Origin of the sequence: Oceanimonas aquatica, assembly GCF_030732065.1 — a bacterium.
Classification (GTDB): domain Bacteria; phylum Pseudomonadota; class Gammaproteobacteria; order Enterobacterales; family Aeromonadaceae; genus Oceanimonas.
Window position 1 is genome coordinate 88,120 of the sequence record NZ_JAVBHX010000003.1, and the last position, 20,548, is coordinate 108,667.

19 protein-coding genes are annotated in these 20,548 nt (G+C 57.1%); 11 read left to right on the forward strand and 8 right to left on the reverse strand.

Annotated elements, in window-relative coordinates; genetic code table 11:
• The first annotated feature begins 33 nt into the window (after positions 1–33).
• The 8 genes from Q9290_RS05630 (at position 34) to Q9290_RS05665 (ending at position 8,480) form a co-directional block, all read left to right on the forward strand.
• Entirely contained in the window at positions 34–546 is a 513-nt protein-coding gene (locus tag Q9290_RS05630) for a type II secretion system protein (protein WP_306078663.1), read from the forward strand.
• A 113-nt stretch (positions 547–659) separates the two neighbouring features.
• Entirely contained in the window at positions 660–1,199 is a 540-nt protein-coding gene (locus Q9290_RS05635; protein WP_306078664.1) for a pilus assembly FimT family protein, read from the forward strand.
• Between the two features lie 4 nt (positions 1,200–1,203).
• The gene (locus Q9290_RS05640; protein WP_306078665.1) at positions 1,204–1,743 is read left to right on the forward strand and encodes a pilus assembly FimT family protein; all 540 of its coding nucleotides are present in this window, start codon (positions 1,204–1,206) and stop codon (positions 1,741–1,743) included.
• The gene (locus tag Q9290_RS05645) at positions 1,730–2,257 is read left to right on the forward strand and encodes a prepilin-type cleavage/methylation-like protein (protein ID WP_306078666.1); all 528 of its coding nucleotides are present in this window, start codon (positions 1,730–1,732) and stop codon (positions 2,255–2,257) included. The genes Q9290_RS05640 and Q9290_RS05645 overlap by 14 nt, the downstream gene beginning before the upstream one ends.
• Positions 2,254–3,009 (forward strand): type II secretion system protein, encoded by a 756-nt coding sequence (locus Q9290_RS05650; RefSeq protein WP_306078667.1) that lies wholly within the window; start codon positions 2,254–2,256, stop codon positions 3,007–3,009. Before Q9290_RS05645 ends, Q9290_RS05650 begins: the two co-directional genes overlap by 4 nt.
• Positions 2,999–3,388 carry a hypothetical protein gene (locus tag Q9290_RS05655; protein WP_306078668.1) on the forward strand — a complete coding sequence of 130 codons (390 nt, stop codon included), beginning with the start codon at positions 2,999–3,001 and terminating at the stop codon, positions 3,386–3,388. The genes Q9290_RS05650 and Q9290_RS05655 overlap by 11 nt, the downstream gene beginning before the upstream one ends.
• Positions 3,385–6,576: a hypothetical protein gene (locus Q9290_RS05660; protein WP_306078669.1), complete on the forward strand. Its 3,192-nt coding sequence runs from the start codon at positions 3,385–3,387 to the stop codon at positions 6,574–6,576. Before Q9290_RS05655 ends, Q9290_RS05660 begins: the two co-directional genes overlap by 4 nt.
• Before the next feature lie 125 nt (positions 6,577–6,701).
• The gene (locus Q9290_RS05665) at positions 6,702–8,480 is read left to right on the forward strand and encodes a putative bifunctional diguanylate cyclase/phosphodiesterase (RefSeq protein ID WP_306078670.1); all 1,779 of its coding nucleotides are present in this window, start codon (positions 6,702–6,704) and stop codon (positions 8,478–8,480) included.
• Positions 8,481–8,497: 17 nt separating this feature from the next.
• On the opposite strand, the gene glpD is transcribed toward Q9290_RS05665, so the two are convergent.
• The 3 genes from glpD to mepA are packed head-to-tail and all read right to left on the reverse strand — an operon-like array spanning position 8,498 to position 12,257.
• Positions 8,498–9,997, reverse strand: coding sequence for a glycerol-3-phosphate dehydrogenase (gene glpD, locus Q9290_RS05670; protein WP_306078671.1), 1,500 nt, complete (start codon positions 9,995–9,997; stop codon positions 8,498–8,500).
• Positions 9,994–11,490, reverse strand: a complete 1,497-nt coding sequence (gene glpK, locus Q9290_RS05675) for a glycerol kinase GlpK (RefSeq protein ID WP_306078672.1) — start codon at positions 11,488–11,490, stop codon at positions 9,994–9,996. Before glpK ends, glpD begins: the two co-directional genes overlap by 4 nt.
• Positions 11,487–12,257, reverse strand: a complete 771-nt coding sequence (gene mepA / locus Q9290_RS05680) for a penicillin-insensitive murein endopeptidase (protein ID WP_306078673.1) — start codon at positions 12,255–12,257, stop codon at positions 11,487–11,489. Before mepA ends, glpK begins: the two co-directional genes overlap by 4 nt.
• 94 nt (positions 12,258–12,351) lie before the next feature.
• Here mepA and Q9290_RS05685 point away from each other — a divergent pair, with 94 nt between their 5' ends.
• Both Q9290_RS05685 and Q9290_RS05690 read left to right on the forward strand, forming a co-directional pair.
• Entirely contained in the window at positions 12,352–12,960 is a 609-nt protein-coding gene (locus tag Q9290_RS05685) for a YdbT family protein (RefSeq protein ID WP_306078674.1), read from the forward strand.
• A gap of 108 nt (positions 12,961–13,068) precedes the next feature.
• Complete coding sequence (locus Q9290_RS05690) at positions 13,069–14,268, forward strand: IS4 family transposase (RefSeq protein ID WP_306078675.1); 1,200 nt, start codon at positions 13,069–13,071, stop codon at positions 14,266–14,268.
• 148 nt (positions 14,269–14,416) lie between these two features.
• On the opposite strand, the gene Q9290_RS05695 is transcribed toward Q9290_RS05690, so the two are convergent.
• The 4 genes from Q9290_RS05695 to Q9290_RS05710 all read right to left on the reverse strand — a co-directional run bounded on the left by Q9290_RS05695 (position 14,417) and on the right by Q9290_RS05710 (position 18,493).
• Positions 14,417–15,049, reverse strand: coding sequence for an MBL fold metallo-hydrolase (locus tag Q9290_RS05695; protein WP_306078676.1), 633 nt, complete (start codon positions 15,047–15,049; stop codon positions 14,417–14,419).
• Between the two features lie 12 nt (positions 15,050–15,061).
• Positions 15,062–16,165: a tRNA 2-selenouridine(34) synthase MnmH gene (gene mnmH / locus Q9290_RS05700; protein WP_306078677.1), complete on the reverse strand. Its 1,104-nt coding sequence runs from the start codon at positions 16,163–16,165 to the stop codon at positions 15,062–15,064.
• A complete protein-coding gene (gene selD / locus Q9290_RS05705) occupies positions 16,158–17,195 on the reverse strand; it encodes a selenide, water dikinase SelD (RefSeq protein WP_306078678.1) in 1,038 nt (345 codons plus the stop codon). The genes mnmH and selD overlap by 8 nt, the downstream gene beginning before the upstream one ends.
• A 104-nt stretch (positions 17,196–17,299) precedes the next feature.
• Entirely contained in the window at positions 17,300–18,493 is a 1,194-nt protein-coding gene (locus Q9290_RS05710) for a class I SAM-dependent methyltransferase (RefSeq protein ID WP_306078679.1), read from the reverse strand.
• An 80-nt stretch (positions 18,494–18,573) separates the two neighbouring features.
• Between Q9290_RS05710 and yccX the strand changes: the two genes are divergently transcribed.
• A complete protein-coding gene (yccX, locus tag Q9290_RS05715; protein ID WP_306078680.1) occupies positions 18,574–18,846 on the forward strand; it encodes an acylphosphatase in 273 nt (90 codons plus the stop codon).
• A gap of 132 nt (positions 18,847–18,978) precedes the next feature.
• Here the strand turns inward: yccX and Q9290_RS05720 are convergent, their stop codons facing one another.
• Entirely contained in the window at positions 18,979–20,499 is a 1,521-nt protein-coding gene (locus Q9290_RS05720; RefSeq protein WP_306078681.1) for a fumarate hydratase, read from the reverse strand.
• Positions 20,500–20,548: the final 49 nt, after the last annotated feature.

A 20,548-nucleotide genomic window follows, 5' to 3' on the forward strand; every position in this document is an offset into this window, starting at 1 on the left:
CAGACTGGCAACACAAAAAAGCAAGGAAAAAAAATGAAAAGAGCAGCGGGTTTTACCCTGATAGAACTGGTAATTGTTATCGTGATCCTCGGTATTCTGGGTGCGGTGGCCGCACCGCGGTTTATCAACCTGCAAGATGATGCCTATGGTGCGAATGTAAATGCGCTTAAAGGATCATTTAACTCTGCGATGACACTTGGTAGTACTAAAGCTGTTTTGGCAGGAGTGGACCAAGAATCAGATGAAAGTGTTGATGTTGATGGTATTGGGAATGTGAAATTTGAATATGGTTTCCCCGAAGCGTCTAAAGACGGAATTCTGAAGCTGATTGACCTGACTGAAAACACTGACTACGCAGTTGTAACCACTGAATCTAATACAGAAGTATCCTATAACGTAATTATCTCGGGTGATGTTACCCCTCCTACCTTGCAGATTTTCCCTTCTGCAAGGTTTTCTAAGAGAGACACGTGCGGCCTAACCTACACTGAAGCTTCAGGTGCTGGCAGCACGGCAGGAGTCGCAGCTACAACCAGCGATTGCTAACTCCTTTAAGGCGGCTTCGGCTGCCTTTTCTCCCCCTGTAGAACGCTTGTTGTCTCTAAGTTATTTATTGTTGGCGTCACTAATTCCGTACATTTAACCATCGTAGGTGTACCATGTGTCTCTCAGCCGGATTTACCCTTATCGAGCTGGTGCTGGTAATGGTCATCCTCGGTATTCTCGGGGCTACCGCCGCACCCCGCTTTCTGAATTTACAGCGTGATGCCTATATTGCCAATCTCACTGCACTGGCCAACGCTATGAAAACCGCGACCACCCTGGCTCACACCAAAGCTATTATCGGCGGTTTCGACAAACTCGGCGCCGGCACTCATACCGATGCCAGTTTTAACCTGGTGGCGAGCCGTGTAGACGGAGGTGTCAGCTGGGTGCGGGGCTATCCCACCGCCGACGAATACGGCATTATTGCTCTGCTTACCGGATCTGAAGGTTTTAAAAACGAAAAGGCCGGTGAAGTGCTCGACAGCGATAACTACGTAATTAAATACACCGATAGTGACGACAGTGGTCAGGCTGGAAAAAATCTGCATATCAAACCAAGGCAGCGCCAGGAACTTGATAACTGCAAAGTGACCTATACGGCGGCAACCAACAGCAAGCCGGCAAGTATAAAACTGAACACCAAGGGGTGCTGAATATTTGAGCAAGCAGGGCGCTTTTACATTAATAGAAATGGTCGCAGTGCTGGTGCTGGTAGGCATACTGGCCGCCGTGGCCATTCCGCGCCTGCCCGTTGGTGGTGATTTTGAAGGCTCCCTTCAGGCGCGCAATCTGGCGGGTTTACTGCGTCTGGCTCAGCTCAGAGCCATGAACGACCCTCAGGCGCTGCAGAGCACTGCACCTTTAGAACGCTGCGGTGTGATTGCGGTTACTACCAATGGGGTATCCATTTCCAGTAATTGCCAAAGCTCGAGTTTGCTGGAAGATATGACTAGTCTGGACCCCAACCTGTGGCTGGGTGTTGAACTACCGGTTAGTGCCAGTATCACTCTTCCATTTGTACTGCAATTTGGCGAAGTCGCCAGCGATACCAATTATCTCAGTGAATCCAGCCGCCTTGGCCGTCCCTTTGTAAATACTGGTACTGGCTATCAGTCGTTGGTAACTAGGCTGCAAATCACCCTTGCCGGTAAAACCGTACTGATAGAACCCGAGGGATATATTCATGTTGCGCCGTAATGCAGGGCTCAGCCTGCTGGAATATGTGGTAGGGCTGGCGGTGCTGGCCATTATCCTGGTGGGGGCGGGATTGTTTTTTTTAAGCCAGCCGCGACAGCTGGATCCGGTATTTCAGTTTCGCGCCGTGGCCCTGGCCGAAGCCTTGGCTGAGCAGGTGCTGGCGGTAAAATATGATGAAAAAAACAAGCCCGACGAACAGGAACGCTGCTCCACCGACTGCACCAAAGAGGAAGATTTCGGACCCGATGGCAGCGAAAGTGAACTAACTGACTTTGATGATGTAGATGACTTTCACCTCTGGTGCGGTGATGAAAATGCTATCTCTGGAGATGTGCTTGCAGGGGAAGAACAGCTTAATTTAAGCCATGCCACTTTGTATTCTCGTTACAAGATAAATACTTGTGTTGAAGAAAAAAGTGATGGCAGTGCTGATTACAAAAAAGTCATCATCACCATTGCGGATAAGAGCGGGAGCGACATTTCCTTTATTCTGCACAGGTACAACATACGATGAAGGCCCGTGGTTTTACCCTGCTGGAGCTGGTGATTGTGATGGTGCTGATTGGCATCAGTGCCGTATTCGGCACCGGTTTTATCGCTCAAATGGCTGAGAGTTACGTAGGGGGGGCAGAACGCGCTCAGGCCCTGGCCGGCGCCCGTTTTGCCATGGAACGCCTGCGCCGTGAACTGGCAGTTTCCTATGGGCCCAGCGTTTATATCAGTGACAGCAACCGCTGCCTTTCTTTTGTACCCGCCCTGGCTGCCGGCACCTATACCGGGATGGCCAAAAACAATCTGGCTACCTTTATCAAGCCCCTCAGTCTGAACAATACAAACATCAAAAGCAGCTATATGGCCATTCGTGCCGACAGCGGAGAGATTGAATGGGGTGATTACCCGGCGATAGCCCCTGAAAATGTTTATCAGCTGGAGCAAGAGCCTACCGATAACAATTTTGTCGTGAGTAATATCTTTGATACTCCCGCTGATATTGACTTCAGACGTGAAGGACTGGGTCAGCGCTATACCTTGCTGAAAAATGAGCAGGTGCGCTATTGCCTGCGCAGCGGCGACCTTGAACGTGAAGTAAAAAGCCCCGGTAAAGACTGGGGAAAAACCAGCCTGATGGTGACCGGGATCACAGGAGATACCGTCTTTCTGGGCTACGATTGGTCCAATCAATTGGTTCAGATGGAGCTGACCTTGAGCACGCGGGATGGTGATTTGGTACTGCCGGCACAATTACAGGTGACTTATGCACCCTGAGGTCTCACGCCAGCACGGCAGCATGCTGATCAGCGTGCTCTTTATCATGCTTATTCTGTCTGGCCTGATGGCAACCATGGTCACCCTCTCGGGGCAGAGCAGCCGCCAGCTGGTGTATGAAACCCTGGCCCTTCGAGCCCGGCTTGCGGCCGAAGCCGTACTGGAGCAACAAATCTTTGCAACGCTCGATAATATTGACGCCGACATGGTAGTCACAAGTAGCGCTCCCGCCATCATTAACCAATGCCAGGCCCATGTTCAGGATCTGCAAAAGCCCAGCGGCGGCGCAGCAACCCAGGTAAAAATCATAACCACAGGTAACTGCTCCGGCAGCGGCCTGACTGTGGTCCGAAATATCGAAGTTGAGGTGATTGAATGAAAAAAGTGATAGCGCTGTCACTTATAGCCTTGCTGTCTTTGTCTTTCCATAGTTATGCTGGCAATAACGGCAATAACGGCAATAACGGCAATAACGGCAATAACGGCAATAACGGCAATAACGGCAATAACGGCAATAACGGCAATAACGGCAATAATGACAGTCGCGCCTGCAATGAAGCGGGCGCCACAGAAGAGCTGTTTTGCTATGCTGCTCAAAGTCACAGTGAGTTAGGTGAAATAGAAATGGATGCGGGAGCTGAAATTTATGGCTCACGTAAAATGAGCGGCACCTTGGGTTATCTTGATTTCAAAAACAAGGATGACTCGCTGGATGGAAAGTGTGATGATAAAGACTGTCGGCTGAGTTATAAGTTGGGGAAGAAAGCTGAATTATCGAGCTTTAATGGTAATGCAGTGCTATTTCCACGGGTATTTGAAAGTACAAGCTCTTCGCATGAAGTGGATTGTGATGAAGGTAATAAACGAGATTCTGCGTCATCTTATGAAAAAATCATTGTCAAAGATAAATGTAAATTCGAGATAATAAACTCTAATGGCGAATATAAAATAAAAAAAATAGAAGTGAAGGACGGTGGGCAGATAACTTTTCCGGCAGGTGAGTACTGGATTGAAGAACTCGACGTTAGTGATGGCACTCTCATTCTAGAAGGTGAAACCCACTTTTATGTAAAAAATGATGTCGATATTGTCGAAGCTGGCAGTATCAATCATCTTCATATCTATGCACCTGATACGGACATCAAAATTGAAAAAACAGACTTCACCGGAAGTTTGCTTACCAATAAAAAGCTGGATATTGATGGCTTTTCTTCAAAGGTTCGAGGAAAAGTGTCTGCTGAGAAGCTTGAACTGGAAGGTTCACTCATCCTGGATGCGGGGAATTATTACTTCCATGAAGTTGAACTGAAAGACCAGGATGATGGCAACAAGGCTGCGGTACTTGAAGCTGCGGGCGCGGTAACGTTGCATGTCGGGGCTGAGCTGGAACTTGATGACAAAACAAGGCTAGGCAGCAGCAGCCAGCCCATCACTGTTTATGTGTATGGCATGAGTAATCGCTACCTCAGCGATGACAATGATGACGACGATGGCGAAGAAGGCGAAGTGGAGCTGGATGAAGGTGCCAGGCTTTATGGCTCGGTGTATGTAAATGGCGAACTGGATTTGGATAAAAATGCTGGCATTTACGGTGCGGTAAACGTTATTGATCTGGACATGGATGAAAATAGCTTTATCAATAATATCTCTCAAAATGCTTCTACGGGCCTGGTTCATCATTACGAATTGCACTTCAATAGCTGTAGTAAGCAGCTTACTGCCTATGCTTGTGTCAATGAAAGTTGCACTGAAAAATACACAGATAAGGCCAAGCTGCACGTTAAGGCTAATGGTTCCAATTTGGCGATTTTCAACAAAATTTACGGTAGTGAGTCCCAGTCGCTGAACAGAACACCGGGCTACCCCTTTACCATGGTGGTGCAGAGCGACGGCCAGGGTGGCAACATGAATCCTGATACGGATAACCCTTTGGTATGTTATGTGAACGGTGAAAGAACCTGTACCGTATCATCTTCCGTAACTAGCAGTAATAACGGCCCGCTGACCTTTGACGTTGATACCGCTTATGCGGGTGGCAAGGCGGCTATCTCTTTTAACGGTAATTGTCTCTCCGGTGGCAGTGAGGTTGACGTATTATTGAATTTTGACAGTAACGCCAGCTATGATGACGAAATCCCGGTGACATTATATAAAGCGGATGGCGGTATTATTGCCACCCTCAAGGCAGGAGAAAGCAAAAGACTAAGCTTGCCGGTGAGCGGTAGTACTTTGAGCTATCCCAATGCAGATCAGTTAACCCTGAGTGTTGAACAAGCTCTCCCCGAAGGTGGATTCGATACTGCCATCACCGATAAGGTCGCCTTTGTACCCAGATATTGGCAAGTTCAAGAGAGTGTTGATTGCGGTGGCGCCAGCGGTTTTGACTATTCGAGCGATGCCGGCAGCTGTGCTGTACTAGCCGCAGCAGGTGAACAAATCGAACTCACAGTAGCGGCGCTCGACATTGATGATCAGCCACTGTCATTGAACTGGCTCGCAGGTCGGACTTTAAATGGCATCCACGCGACCTTGGAAAATGAAGATCTTAATCAGCTAAAGGATTATGATCTGAATGATGATGGTGCATCAAATTTGTATTCTTCCCACCTGTTTCCCAGTGATATTGTAGGGCGACTGGGCGTGACGGTTGATGCTTGGAAAGCCGACTATATACCAGAGGGTGATACTCCACTTATTACTGAAGGTCATAGTGCATATATCGGCCGTACCGTACCTGCGTCACTAGAGGTGATCAAAACTCAAAACGGTGATATTACGGGTAATATAGTTTATGCGGGTAGGCCTGGTATGAGCTTTGATACCCCCCCTTCCTTTACCGTAGTGGGGCTGGACACCGAGGGTAATAAATTGCCCAGTTACAGCGGCGAGTTTGCCGGTGGCCTTGACGGCAATATAGAGCTTGAGCTTGATCCATCATTTGATTATGACGAGCTGGAATGGAGTGTCAGCGATAGCAGTAATGGTGAGCATGTAGTTACTGTTGATACCGACAATTTTGTCTTCATCAAGGACTCGCCGTTCCCGGAAACAGAACTCAATTTGCCGCTTGAGCTGACCATCAATGATCACGATGAAACTAAGGGAATTGATGATGCAAACACCACCTTGGCTCAAGAAAACGACACCCTGCGCTTCGGCTTTGTCACCCTGCTGGATACTGAAGTGAAAGTCGGCGAAGAAGGTAAGATGCTCAGTAAACTGCATTATTTCGGCAAGGATAAGTTTACTCTGGAGGAAGACAAGAGCACGGCTTATAGCCTTGCCAGCCCGGAACTTAAGCCTGAACAGCAGTTTGTCCTTGAGCCGGTACTCGATGAACTGAAGCTTGGCCTTGATAAGCTTGATGATAAGCCTGTCTTGAATGTTCCTCCCTATGAGCAGCAAAAGGAGAACATCAAAGTCACCATAGAAGGCCTGCCCGACTGGCTGAAACCGGTCGATAAAGACGACAAACTGACCAACCCCTCCGCCATGCTGGACATTCTCAACAATCCGCGACGGCGGGCCAGCGATCGCACCTTTAACCGGCGCGAGGTGACCCGCTGACGGACTTTGTTGCGCCACCATGATCCCGGTGGCGTAAAATGTGACAAAAATGTTTCAATTAATGTTTACAAGAAATTATCATGGACGTGTAAAAAAATAACAATCAAACGGTAAGGATACCCACAGTGCGCGAAGAACAGTCTCCTTCAGTGGCAGTACCAGGCATGGATGCCTTTACCCTGGAGCACAACCTCAAGTTCAAGCGGCAGTTGTTGCAGCATGTGTTCGACAACGCCCTGGAATCCATTATTGTGACCAACGCCGACGGCGTGATCGAGCGGGTGAATCCGGCCTTTACCCAAATCACCGGTTACAGTCCCGAAGAGGTGCTCGGTAAAACTCCCAGGCTGATGCAGTCGGCCAGGCACGATCCCGACTTTTACCGGAAAATGTGGCATCAACTGCTGCACCATGGCAGCTGGAGCGGCCAGGTCTGGAACCGGCGCAAGACCGGTGAGGTGTATCCGCAGTGGCTCAGCATCAACAGCCTGACCAATGCCAGGGGCGATGTAACTCACCGCGTGGCCATTGGCCACGATCTCAGCGGCCAGCGCAGTTACGAGCAGGACCGCACCCCCTTTACCTTCAAGGATCCCTTAACCCAGCTGGGCAATCGCCAGCTGCTGGCCACCCGGCTGGATCAGGCCCTGGCCGAAGCCCAGCGAAACAAAATTCGAGTTGGTCTCATGGTGCTGGATATCGGCCGCCTCAAGCCGGTAAACGAGCAACTGGGCATGACCTGGGGCGACGACGTGCTGCGCCAGCAGGCGCGTACCCTGCAGGCCGCGGTAGATGAAGCCGATACCCTGGTGCGGCTGCAGGGCGACGTGTTTGCGGTGCTGCGCCACAGCAAGGCGGAAGACGCCACCATGGCGCAACTGGCCGACAAACTGCTGCATTTACTGTCTCAGCCCATGGTGCTGGCGGATAAAAACATCGTTTGCCTGCAACCCAGCATCGGGATCTCGGTGTACCCCAGGGATGCGCGTGAGCCCGAAAACCTGCTGCAGGCGGCGGAATATGCTCATGCCATGGCGAAGCGGGAAGGGCGAAACCGCTTTCAGTTTGTGGATCAGCGTCAGCACGAGATGCACCACAGGGAGCTGGTTATAGAGCATAGTCTCAGTCATATGTTGAGCACCGGCGAGTCTCAGGGGGTAAGCCTGCATTACCAGCCACAGGTATGCTCCAGCGACGAGCGTATTGTGGGGCTGGAGGCGCTGCTGCGCTGGACACATCCGCGCCTGGGTGTGCTGTCGCCGGTGGAGTTTATTCCGGTGGCCGAGCAAAGCGGCCTGTCGGTCAGGCTGGATCGCTGGGTCATCGAACAGGCCTGTGCTCAGCTGGTGGCCTGGCGTGAGCAGGGGCTGGCGCCGCCGGTGGTGTCGGTGAATCTGGGCGCCCAGCAGTTTACTCAGCCCGATTTCTGCGACTGGCTGATGGCCACCGTCAGCCACTTTGGACTGGCTCCCCGGCAGCTGCGGCTGGAGGTCACCGAGTCGACCATGATGGAGCAGATAGAGGCCGGTGTGAATATGCTGCAACAGTTGCGGGATTGCGGCTTTACCCTGTCGCTAGATGACTTTGGTACCGGTTATTCGGCGCTGTCGTGCCTGCATCGTTTTCCTCTTGATGAACTCAAGATCGACCGCAGTTTTATGGTGGAAGCCTGTGAAAATGAGCGGGCGCTGATCCTGCTGCGCACCATTATGGAGCTGGCCCGTCAGTTGTCGCTGAGCCTGGTGGTGGAAGGGGTAGAGCAGGCGGAGCAGCTGGAGCTGCTGAACGACTTCGGCCCGTTAAGGGTGCAGGGCTATTACTATTACAAACCCATGCAGGTGAACGAAATGTGCCCTCTGCTGGATTTAGCCGCCGGGCGGCCCGAAGGCGGGGCGCTGAATTGAAAATCCGGCTGCGGCGGTTATGTCTGTGCGGGTGAGGTCAACGTGGCTTCCATATATTCATTCAGCTGCTGGCGCTGGGCCCGGGTAAACCGCAGGCCCAGTTTGCTGCGCCGCCACAGCACGTCGTCGGCGGTGCGTGCCCATTCTTCCTGCATCAGGTAATCCAGCTCTTTGGCATACAAGCCGGCGCCAAGGTGCTCACCCAGATCCTCAATGCTTTTGCCGTCTTGCAGAAAGCGCCGGCAGCGGGTGCCGTAGCTGCGCACATAGCGGTGCATCACGGGCTCGGGCAGCCAGGGGAAATCGTGTGTCAGCTCGGTCGTCAGAGCAGCATGGTCGTGGAAATCGCCGCCGGGCAGCACCAGTTGTGTGGTCCAGGGGCCCGTAGCCTGAGGCAGGAATACGGCCAGTTTGTTCAGTGCGTCTTCCGCCAGAGCGCGAAAGGTGGTGATCTTGCCGCCAAATACCGACAGCAGCGGGGCTTCTCCGTCGGAGGTGTCGAGCAACAGCCTGTAGTCCCGCGACGCCTTTCGGGCCTCGCCATTGCCTTCGGCCATCAGCGGGCGCACGCCGGCGTAGTGGTACACCACATCGGCCGGTGTGATTTGCCGGCGAAAATGGGCGTTGACCACGTTGCACAAATAGTCAATTTCCTCATTGCTGGCACTGACCGTGGCGGGATCGCCGTGATGGTCCACATCCGTGGTGCCAATCAGCGAATAGTCCTGCTCATAGGGCAGTACAAACACGATGCGGCCATCCCGGTTTTGTAGAATATAGGCTTCATCGGTGTCATAAATGCGCGGCACCACCATATGGCTGCCTTTCACCAGCCGAAGCCGCGCCGGCGCCGGCGATGACAACACGGTATCAAACATAGTGCTGGCCCAGGGGCCGGCGGCGTTCACCAGAGTCCGGGCCCAGAGGGTGCGCGAATCACCGTTTTCACTCTCCAGCCGCACCCGCCACAGGCCGTTTTCCCGTATGGCCCTTGTGCACCGGGTACGGGGCAGGATCAGAGCCCCGCGCTCCCTGGCGGCCAGGGCACACAGCACCACCAGACGGGCGTCATCCACCCAGGCATCGGAATACTCAAAGGCCCGGCGCAGATGGGGTTGCAGCGGGCCGTGCTCGCTCAGGCGCAGGGCTTTTGAGCCCGGCAGCCGGTCCCGCCGGGCCAGATGATCGTACAGCCAGAGCCCCAGGCGAATCATCCAGGCTGGGCGCAGGTGAGGGCGGTGGGGCAGGCGAAAGCGCAACGGCCAGATAATGTGCGGAGCGGCGTGCAGCAGGGTTTCCCGCTCTGCCAGGGCTTCGTGCACCAGCCGGAATTCAAACTGCTCCAGATAACGCAGGCCGCCGTGGATCAGCTTGCTGCTGGCCGAGGAAGTGGCCGAGGCCAGATCCTTCATTTCGCACAGGGTGACGGAAAGGCCGCGTCCGGCGGCATCCAGGGCAATGCCCGCGCCATTGATGCCGCCGCCGATGACCAAAACATCGGTAATGGGCGTAGTCATGACGGCTTCCCCTGGTGCTGCGCGCGAGCCACGGCCTGTTGCCAGCCCTTGTATTGCTGCTCGCGGTCAACGCTGTTCATGTGAGGGCCAAACTCCCGGTCAACGGCCACACACAGGGCCAGCTCGTCGGTATTTTGCCAGAGTCCGGTGGCCAGCCCCGCCAGAAAGGCCGCCCCCAGAGCGGTGGTTTCCAGCAGTTGCGGCCGTATCACCCGGCTGTGAGTAATGTCGGCCTGAAACTGCATTAAAAAGTTGTTGGCGGCGGCGCCGCCGTCCACCTTCAGGGCGGCCAGCCGCAGGCCCGCGTCCTGCTGCATGGCGTCGAGCAGATCCCGGCTCTGAAAGGCAATGGCCTCCAGCGCCGCGCGCACAATGTGGTTGCGGTTGGCACCCCGGGTCAGGCCGGTAATGGTGCCGCGGGCGTAAGGATCCCAGTAGGGCGCCCCCAGGCCGGTAAAGGCGGGCACCAGATACACACCGTGAGTGCTGGTTACTTGCCCGGCGCAGGCTTCGCTGTCGGCGGCATGGGCAATCAGCCCCAGTTCGTCCCGCAGCCATTGAATAATGGCCCCGCCCATGAACACCGAGCCTTCCAGCGCATAGTTCACGTCGCCATCGGCGCCCACCGCCAGGGTAGTGAGCAGGCCGTGGTTTGATTCCACTTTTTTCTTGCCGGTGTTCATCAGCATAAAGCAGCCGGTGCCATAGGTGTTTTTGACCATGCCCTTGTGAAAGCACAGCTGCCCAAACAGTGCCGCCTGCTGATCGCCGGCCATGCCGGCAATGGGCACATCCACCCCCAGTTTGGTGTGGCCATATACGGCACAGGAAGGTTTGACCTCGGGCAGCATGCTGGCGGGAATATTCAGTGTTTCCAGCAGAAAGGGGTCCCATTCCAGGGTATTGATGTTGAACAGCAGGGTACGGGAGGCATTGGTGTAATCGGTGACATGCACCCGGCCCTCGGTCAGTTTCCATACCAGCCAGGTGTCCATGGTGCCAAACAGCAGCTCGCCGGCCTCGGCCTGCTTACGGGCACCGGGCACATTGTCCAGCAGCCACTGAATTTTGGTGGCCGAGAAATAGGCGTCAGGCACCAGGCCGGTGCGGGTTTTTATCTCCTGCTCAAGGCCCTGTGCCTTTAACTGCTCACACAGGGGTGCGGTGCGCCGGCATTGCCACACTATGGCGTGGTGAATGGGCTCTCCCGTGTGTTTGTTCCACACCAGGGTGGTTTCCCGCTGGTTGGTAATGCCAATACCACTGATCTGCTCGGGGCGGACGCCGCTTTTGGCCAATACCTCGGTCAGGGTGGCCCGCTGAGTGGCCCAGATCTCGGTGGCGTCGTGCTCCACCCAGCCGGCCTGCGGATAATGCTGGGTAAACTCCCGCTGAGCCATGGCCACCACTTGAGCCTGGCGGTCAAACAGAATAGCGCGGGAAGATGTTGTGCCCTGATCCAGCGCCAGTACATAGGGTTTGTCGGTTGTCATGAATCCGGCTCCTTGCTGGCAAGCAGCGTGTTGCAGGCAGCGGGCAGAGCGGGGCGCCAGGGTTTGCGCGGGCCGGCACTGAGGGCGCCGCTTTTGTCATTAATCCAGCTGGCCAGCTCTCGGCCGCAGCCGGTGCCGGCGGGAACGGCCGCCTGCGGCTCGCAGTTCGGTGAACCGGCCGGGCAATGCAGGCGCACATGAAAATGGCTGGAGTGACCAAACCAGGGGCGCAACCGGTTCAGCCAGGGAGCGTCACCATAGGCCCTGCACATGGCCTGCTTGATTAAGGGATGCACAAAAATGCGGCTTACGCGTTCGTCCTGGGCGGCCAGGGCAATCAGCTGACGCTGATCGTCGCCAAAATGACGGTTAAGAATGTAGAGCCGGTGATTCACCATGTCCTGCGAACGGGACGGCAGGGGGCCGTGGCCGGAACGCAGCCAGATATCGGCGTCGAGCCCGGTCTGGTGGCTGCGGTGGCCATAGGCAAAGGGACCACCGTGCTGTTTGGCCATATCCGCCACCAGCATGGGCGCAAGACCGGCCTGCTGCGTCCGTTGGCCCAGTGCCTGCAAATAGTCGATCATCTGTGGCTGGCCATAGTGGCGCTGGCGCTCGGCCCGCACCACCCGAAAGCCGGCCCCGGACTGAGGCAGCGGCTGGGCCCCGGTCTGGCAACCGGCGGCATAACCGCCAATGGCTTCGGCCTGGACCAGCAGTGGCTGCGCCGAGGCCAGCAGTGCCAGCAGCAAAAAGGGTTTCATCATGGTCTGCACCTTGTTTTGCCCATATGGCACCATTATTTATGCCCTCGAGGTTTTTTGCTAGGGTAGCGTTTTTTGACGCACTCGGAATTCCATCATGACCATGCAGCGCCTGACCGTGCAACAGTTGTTACAGCAGCCCCTTGAGTATGTGCTGCAGCCTCCCGCTTTTCGTTTTTATGCCACCCAGGGGGCCGTGCTGCTGGCCAGTCTGGTGGCGGTGGTATGGTCGTGGCTTGATGCGCAAAACGGCTTTGAGCTGATGCACTATGTGGGCCTGGTGTTTGGCGGCGTGCTGCTGCTGGTGAGCCTGTGGCCCGCCAGCTGGAGCCGGCAGCGGCTGATTAACCTGGCGTTCGATAATGAGCGGCTGTATCTGGTGAACGGCAATCGCAAACAGGCGGTGAGCCTGCCTCGCGAGCGGGTGAGGGCAGTAAACAAGGGCAAGCTGCCGGGGCACGACGGCGCCATTATCGCCTTTACCATGGACTTGCAGTTGAATCACGACGAGCTGGCCGAGGTGCACCAGACCCTGGAAACTCAGGCGGAAGAGCGCTTTGCCCTGGGTGAAAGCTGCTACCGCTTTGGCTTTGTCGCCAACTGGCAGCCGCGCCGTACATTGCTGGCGGCCATCGCCCCGCTGGCGCCTATCGTCGTGGTGGATGAGCCGGTGCAGGACGAAGACGATGACGACTGGGATGATTGAGTTACGGGCTGTCACTCCCGCGAAGGCGCTGAGGGATCCCCAAAAAAATAGGCAGGCATGGTAGATTTTCTCTTTTGTTAATCGCCAAAAAAACAAAGAGGACCCGCCATGCCTGCCGTCCGCACAGTCTGCCATAACTTCTTCCGCTCTGCCCTCACTTCTTTCCATCAGGCTCGTACCAAAAACCTGCTGTCTTGCGCGGAAGGGTTGATCGCGGGGAACACGCTTTCCCTGACGCAAATTGGTCGCCATTTTCCGGGAAAATCCAAGGTGAAGCACAAGATAAAGCGGGTAGACCGGTTCATCGGCAATAAAAAACTGCACCATGAAAATACCGCCATCAGCGCCGCTATTGCCCGCCGTATCACGGCATGCCTGCCCAGCTGTGTCATTGCCATTGACTGGAGTGGCTGCTGCAGCCAGGACTTCCATGTGTTGCGTGCCAGTCTGGTGTACGAGGGCCGTGGGTTACCCTTGTTGAACCGGGTGGTGTCCTCCGAGCGTCAGGAGCACACCGATGAGCACCAGCAGTTTCTTCTCGACCTACAAACACTGCTGGGAACACAGCGTCGTGTGGTGATTGTGACAGATGCCGGCTTCAAAACACCATGGTTACGGCAGGTACGCGCATTGGGCTGGGAGTTTGTGGGGCGGGTCCGCGGCCGTATCTACGGCAAGCTGGATAGTGAACAGGAATGGCACCCGGCGGCCGAACTGGCACAGCATGCGAACTCTATCCCCAAGGCACTGGGGCTGGGTTTGTTGGGCAAGTCAGTGCAGCGGCGTTGCCCGGTGTATTTTCATCAATATCACGGACCATCCAAGGGACGGCATAAAAAGCGGGGTAAAAAACAGCCGCTTTATCCGCAAGCAGAGGCACGTTACAGCGCCTTGACCAAGGAGCCTTGGTTGTTGGTGACCTCGGATGAGCACCTGAGCGCGAAAGAAGTGGTCTCCATCTACCAGACCCGGATGCAAATTGAGCAGAACTTCCGCGATGACAAGAGCCAGCGCTACGGTTTTGGCTGGAGTAACAGTAAAACGCTCGGGGAGAAACGGATTGCGGTGCTGTGCCTGATTGCCCAGGTTGCCACGCTGATGCTGTGGCTGGTGGGGTTCGAGTGCGAACAACAAGGACGGCACCGGCGTTATCAGGCGAATACGCTGCAACGCCGGGTGCTGTCTTTTATCACTCTGGGCAAGCAAGTGCTGTTTCATGAATCCCGGCGAGTGACAGGCTCACTACTGGAGCGAGCTCTGGCAAGGTTGAGCCGCCTTTACTTACTCTCACCAGGCGTTTCTGCATGACCAGTAAAAAACTGGGGAGCCCTCAGCGCGAAGGCGGGAGTTCATGCATGTCTTCAGATCCTGTGTTGTTTTCAAAGCACTGCTCCATGTTCTGGATGCCCGTCTTCACGGGCATGACAGAGGTGGGGCGATTGCCCCTAAAGGGCTTTTAGCGCAAAAACGGGTTATTGAGGCGCTCAGCGCCAAAGGTGCTTTCCGGGCCGTGGCCGGGCACAAAGGTGATGTCGTCACCCAGCGGCAGCAGAGTGTGCTTGATGCTGTTGATCAGCTGCTCATGGTTGCCACCGGGAAAGTCGGTGCGGCCAATGCCGCCGTTGAACAGCACGTCGCCCACAAAGGACAGCCGCTGGCCTTGATGCAGCAGCACCATGTGGCCCGGGGTATGACCGGGGCAGTGGTATACCTCGAGAGTTTCTTCACCCACGGTAACGGTGTCGCCGGGGGTCAGCCAGCGATCGGGAGTAAAGCCCGGCACCGGATCAAAGCCAAACATCTGCGCCTGCTGGGGCAGGCCATCTATCCAGTAGGCGTCCGCTTCGCCGGGGCCGTCCACCGGTACCCCGGTTTTTTCCACCAGCTCGCCGGTGGCGCCCACATGATCCAGATGACCGTGGGTCAGAATAATGCGCTCCAGGGTGAGATGTCGCTCATCAATCGCTTCCAGCAGGCGGTCGGTTTCACCACCGGGATCAATCAGAGCCGCCTTGTTGGTGGCAGAGCACCAGACCAGGCTGCAGTTTTGCATAAAAGGCGTCACCGGCAGGGTGATTCGGTTCAGCATGTCAGTCTTCCTTTAACATAAAACTCGAGGTTGTGAAGTCTGCGCCTCGGGCTGCTGTGCCAGCCACTCGGCCAGCTCCTCGGCCTCGCCGCGTTTGACAATGCGATCCGCCTTGGCGGCCTGATGACGGGCGTAGATGGGATCGTAATAGACCCCCAGCAGGGTGGCGATCCACTCTTCGTGGGCAGCACAACCAAACCCGGCCCGCTGCTGGCGCACCGCTTCGGCCACAATGTCGGACAACCGTCGCCATTCCCGGTCGCCCAGGCGTTTGTACAGCCGCTTGAGGCTGTCCTGCAGGTAGCTTTCCAGCCGGTCGAAATCGTCATGAAAATGGCGCTGCATGGTTTCCACATAGTCGTGACGAATTTGTTGTACCCGCTGCTCAAAGGGCACTTCCAGCAACAACAGTGGCACTCGCTGCATGCGCTCATACAGGGGCAGGGGCACTGGGCAGCGGCCGATCATGGCGCTTTCGTCTTCCACCAGCCAGCCCTGAATGCCGGCCTGGCGCTGTTTCATTCGGGCAATGGCCAGGCGGTTTTCAAAGTTGATGGGGGTGGGCTGGGGCTCGCCCCAGTGGCCAAAGCTGGAGCCCCTGTGGTGAGCATAACCTTCCAGATCCAGCGACAGCGGCGAGCGTGCCAGCCAGTCGGTCTTGCCGCTGCCGGTGAGCCCGGTCAGCACAAAGCCGGGGCCGGCAAAGCCCTGTTCAATTTCCTGCAGCAGGCGCCGGCGTAGCGCCTTGTAGCCGCCTTTTACACGGGCTACCGGGCGGCCGGCATCGTGCAGCCACTGCTGCACCGTCTGGCTGCGCAGGCCACCGCGAAAGCAGTAAATCACGCCGTTTGAGTGTTCGTTCAGCCAGTTCAGCCAGCCCTGCAGCCGTTCTTCACGCACGGCCCCGGCCACCAGTTGGTGACCCAGCTCGATGGCCGCCTGCTGGCCCTGCTGCTTGTAGCAGGTGCCCACCTGGGCCCGTTCGTCATCGGTCATCAGCGGCAGGTTGGTGGCGGCGGGAAAGGCGCCCTGAATAAACTCTACCGGGGCGCGCAGATCCAGCATGGGCACATCTTCGGTCAACAGCCGGTCGAGATCGGTTTCCAGCTCAGACATCGATGACCTCAACGCGGTGCTCACCGGCGGCCACCAGCTCACCGATGGCAGACAGGCTCAGCTCATGGCGCGCGGCCACGCTCAGGAATTCATCGATGGCATCGGGGCGCACCGCCACCAGCAGGCCGCCGCTGGTTTGCGGATCGCACAGAATATGTTGCTGGCGCTGAGTGAGCGGCGCCAGCTTGTGGCCGTAGGCGTCAAAGTTGCGCAGGGTGCCGCCGGGCACGGCGCCGGCCTGCAGGTAGTGATCCAGGTTGGGCAGCAGGGGAATGTCGGCCATGTTGAGGCGCGCGCTGACATCGGCACCTTCGCACACTTCCACCAGATGGCCGAGCAGACCAAAGCCGGTCACGTCGGTCATGGCACTCACGCCGTCCAGGGCAGCAAAGTCCTGGCCCGGCTTGTTGAGTCGGCACATTACCTCAGGCGCCAGCTGGCTGTCTTCTTCCCGCAGCACGCCCTTTTTCTGGGCGGTGGAGAGCACGCCAATGCCCAGCGGCTTGGTCAGAAACAGCACGTCGCCGGCGGCGGCGGTGTCGTTGCGCTTGACCTGACTGAGCGGGATCTGGCCGGTGACCGCCAGCCCAAAAATGGGCTCGGGGGCGTCGATGCTGTGACCACCGGCAAGGGTAATGCCGGCATCATGGCAGGCCTGACGACCGCCGTCGATAACCTGCTGGGCCACTTCCGGCGCCAGGGTGTTAACCGGCCAGCCGAGAATGGCAATGGCCACCACAGGGGTGCCGCCCATGGCGTAAATGTCGCTGATGGCGTTGGTGGCGGCGATGCGGCCAAAGGTAAAGGGGTCGTCGACGATGGGCATAAAGAAGTCGGTGGTGGAAATGATCCCCATGCCATTGCCGATATCGACCACGGCGGCGTCATCGCGGCTGTCGTTGCCCACCACCAGGCGCGGATCGTTAAACCCGGGCAACTGGCTGTGCAGTATGGTGTCGAGAATTTTGGGGGAAATTTTACAGCCGCAGCCGGCGCCGTGGCTGTATTGGGTCAGGCGAATGGGTTCCACTCGAGCTTCCTTGGTGACTAACGGAAAGCGCCCATTCTACTCTTTCTCGTCGGCCTTCGCATCCGCTTCCCCGGCGCACACGCGCCGGGGAAAATGAGCGGGGTTTACCAGGCCCGTACCACCAGACCCTTAAGGTAGTGGCCTTCCGGGTAGGCGGTGCCGATGGGGTGATCGGCAGCCTGGTTCAGGCGCTCCAGGATCTGGGCGTCGCGACCGGCATCCAGGGCGGCGTCGGCCACGATTTTCTGAAACAGATCCGAGGTCATCAGCCCGGAGCAGGAGAAGGTGAGCAGCACGCCGCCCGGATTGAGCAGCTGAAAGGCCAGCATATTGATGTCTTTATAGCCCCGGCAGGCGCCGTTGAGCTGGGCCTTGCTTTCGGCAAACTTGGGCGGATCCAGCACAATCACATCAAAGCTTTCACCCTGCTCCCGGTATTCCCGCAGCAGCTTGAACACGTCGGCCTGCTCAAAGCGAGCCCGGCTGAGATCCAGCTGGTTAAGCTCGGCATTTTGTTTCGCCAGTGCCAGGGCTGACTCGGACACATCGGCATTCACCACTTCGCTGGCGCCGCCCTTCAGAGCATACACACCAAAGGTGCCGGTGTAGCTGAAGCAGTTAAGCACCCGCTTGCCCTGGCAGTAGCGGCCGGCAATGCGGCGGTTGTCGCGCTGATCCAGATAAAAGCCGGTTTTGTGGCCGGTTTCCACGTCTATCAGAATGCGCACACCGTTGTTTTCTTCAATCACCACCGGCTCCGTGGGCAGGGTGCCGGCCAGCAGGCCCTTGCGCTCTTTCAGGCCTTCCTTCTTGCGCACTGCCACGTCGGAGCGCTCGTAGATGCAGGCGCCGGGATACAGGCTGGTGAGGGCAGCCACAATGGCCTTGCGCCAGCGCTCGGCGCCGGTGCTGAGCAGCTGGCACACCACCACGTTGGCGTACACGTCTATGGTCACCCCGGGCAGGCCGTCGGACTCGGCGGCGCACAGCCGGTAGCCGGTCAGGCCCTGCTCATGGATCAAATCCTCGCGGCCGGCCTTGGCGCGCTCAAGGCGGCGTAGAAAGAAGGCCTCGTCGATGTGCTCATTGCGGTCAAAGGTCCACACCCGGGCGCGGATCTGGGACTGGGGTGAGTAAAAGCCCCGGCCCAGCCACTGGCCCTTGTGGCTCAGAATGTCGACGGTGTCGCCGGCGTTGGGCTGGCCCTGTACTCTGTCAACGGCACGGGAGAATACCCAGGGGTGGCGGCGCAGAAGGGATTTTTCCCGTCCGGCAACTAGGGTTATAGAGGAGGTCATAGGCTGGGCCGCTTGCTTGAAAAAAAGGGGCATAATTCTAGAAGTGACGAGCCTAAAACACAAAGGGGAGGCGAGAAAAAATGACCGTGATTGCCAAAAAAATCTGGGTCAGCGGCCGGGTGCAGGGGGTGAGCTTTCGTTATTACACCCAGTGTGAAGCCGAGCGGCTGGGGGTAAACGGCTACGCCCGCAACCTGCCCGACGGTCGGGTAGAAGTGCTGGCGGAAGGAGAGTTGGCCAGCGTGCGCCAGTTGCTCAACTGGCTGCACACCGGGCCGGATACCGCGCAAGTAACCGGGCTGCAGGAAGACGAGATTGCGCCCACCGGGCTGCACGGATTTGAAACCGGATGAAGGGAGCGCAGGCTGCCAGCCTGCATTAGCGCCCGAAGGGGGCTAAAAACCTTGCCGCGTTGCGGCAATTTGCGGGCAGGCTGCCCGCGCTCCCAAGAAAATGCCGGCTCGAAGCCGGCATGCGTATCGGGTTTAGCCCTTCAGGGTGGCGTCCAGCTCTTCGATTTTGGCTTTCCAGATGGCGGGGCCGGCTTCGTGGGCGTTGTTGCCCAGGCTGTCGACGGCCACGGTCACCGGCATGTCTTCCACCTCGAATTCATAGATGGCTTCCATGCCCAGATCTTCAAAGGCCAGCACCTTGGCTTTTTTCACCGCCTTGGCCACCAGGTAGGCGGCGCCGCCTACGGCCATCAGGTACACCGCCTTGTGATCGCGAATGGAGCCCACGGTGGCCGGGCCGCGCTCGGCCTTGCCCACCATGCCCATCAGGCCGGCCTGCTCCAGCATCATGTCGGTGAACTTGTCCATGCGGGTGGAGGTGGTGGGGCCGGCGGGGCCCACGGCTTCGTCGCCAATGGCGTCTACCGGGCCCACGTAGTAGATGAAGCGACCCTTGAAGTCGACCGGCAGTTGTTCGCCCTTGCTGAGCATGTCCTGAATGCGCTTGTGGGCCGCATCCCGGCCGGTGAGCAGCTTGCCGGAGAGCAGCAGCGTTTCACCCATCTTCCACTCTTGAATGTCGTCCCGGGTCACGGTGTCCAGGTTGACCCGGCGCACGTTTTCACCCACTTCCCAGGTGACTTCCGGCCAGTCTTCCAGCTTCGGCGGAGTCAGCTCGGCGGGGCCGGTGCCGTCCAGGTGGAAGTGCACGTGGCGGGTAGCGGCGCAGTTGGGGATCATCACCACCGGCTTGGAGGCGGCGTGCGTAGGCGCGGTCTTGATTTTCACATCGACAACCGTGGTCAGGCCACCCAGGCCCTGGGCGCCAATGCCCAGCTTGTTGGCCTTTTCAAACAGCTCCAGGCGCAGTTTTTCCTCGGTGGTCTCGGCGCCACGCTCGATCAATTCGTGAATATCCACCGGATCCATCAGGGATTCCTTGGCCAGCACAGCAGCCTTTTCGGCGGTGCCGCCGATGCCGATGCCCAGCATGCCCGGAGGGCACCAGCCGGCACCCATGGTAGGCAGGGTTTTCAGTACCCACTCCACCACGTCGTCGGACGGGTTCAGCATCACCATCTTGGACTTGTTCTCGGAGCCGCCACCCTTGGCGGCAATGGCCACTTCCACTTCGCCACCGGGCACCATGTCGATGTGCACCACGGCAGGGGCATTGTCCTTGGTGTTTTTACGGGCACCGGCGGGATCGGCGACAATGCTGGCACGCAGCGGGTTGTCGGGGGTGGAGTAGGCACGACGTACGCCCTCATCCACCATTTCCTGCACGGTGAAATCGGAGTCCCACTGCACCTGCATGCCGATTTTCACAAAGCAGGTCACAATGCCGGTGTCCTGGCACAGGGGGCGGTGACCTTCGGCGGACATGCGTGAGTTGATGAGTATCTGCGCGATGGCGTCCTTGGCGGCCTGGCTTTGTTCCTTTTCGTAGGCCTTTTCCAGCGCCTTCACGAAATCCAGCGGGTGGTAATAGGAGATATATTGAAGGGCGTCAGCAACGGAGTCGATAAAGTCCTGCTTTTTGATAATGCTCATGGCTTCCTCATGGGTTATCGGCTGGCTCTGTATTGTTATAATCGGCGCC

Coding starts and splice junctions, on each gene's coding strand:
- Q9290_RS05630 (WP_306078663.1), top strand. CDS start 34: ATGAAAAGAGCAGCGGGTTTTACCCTGATAGAACTGGTAATTGTTATC.
- Q9290_RS05635 (WP_306078664.1), top strand. CDS start 660: ATGTGTCTCTCAGCCGGATTTACCCTTATCGAGCTGGTGCTGGTAATG.
- Q9290_RS05645 (WP_306078666.1), top strand. CDS start 1,730: ATGTTGCGCCGTAATGCAGGGCTCAGCCTGCTGGAATATGTGGTAGGG.
- Q9290_RS05650 (WP_306078667.1), top strand. CDS start 2,254: ATGAAGGCCCGTGGTTTTACCCTGCTGGAGCTGGTGATTGTGATGGTG.
- Q9290_RS05655 (WP_306078668.1), top strand. CDS start 2,999: ATGCACCCTGAGGTCTCACGCCAGCACGGCAGCATGCTGATCAGCGTG.
- Q9290_RS05660 (WP_306078669.1), top strand. CDS start 3,385: ATGAAAAAAGTGATAGCGCTGTCACTTATAGCCTTGCTGTCTTTGTCT.
- glpD (WP_306078671.1), bottom strand. CDS start 9,997: ATGACTACGCCCATTACCGATGTTTTGGTCATCGGCGGCGGCATCAAT.
- glpK (WP_306078672.1), bottom strand. CDS start 11,490: ATGACAACCGACAAACCCTATGTACTGGCGCTGGATCAGGGCACAACA.
- mepA (WP_306078673.1), bottom strand. CDS start 12,257: ATGATGAAACCCTTTTTGCTGCTGGCACTGCTGGCCTCGGCGCAGCCA.
- Q9290_RS05685 (WP_306078674.1), top strand. CDS start 12,352: ATGACCATGCAGCGCCTGACCGTGCAACAGTTGTTACAGCAGCCCCTT.
- Q9290_RS05690 (WP_306078675.1), top strand. CDS start 13,069: ATGCCTGCCGTCCGCACAGTCTGCCATAACTTCTTCCGCTCTGCCCTC.
- Q9290_RS05695 (WP_306078676.1), bottom strand. CDS start 15,049: ATGCTGAACCGAATCACCCTGCCGGTGACGCCTTTTATGCAAAACTGC.
- mnmH (WP_306078677.1), bottom strand. CDS start 16,165: ATGTCTGAGCTGGAAACCGATCTCGACCGGCTGTTGACCGAAGATGTG.
- Q9290_RS05710 (WP_306078679.1), bottom strand. CDS start 18,493: ATGACCTCCTCTATAACCCTAGTTGCCGGACGGGAAAAATCCCTTCTG.
- yccX (WP_306078680.1), top strand. CDS start 18,574: ATGACCGTGATTGCCAAAAAAATCTGGGTCAGCGGCCGGGTGCAGGGG.
- Q9290_RS05720 (WP_306078681.1), bottom strand. CDS start 20,499: ATGAGCATTATCAAAAAGCAGGACTTTATCGACTCCGTTGCTGACGCC.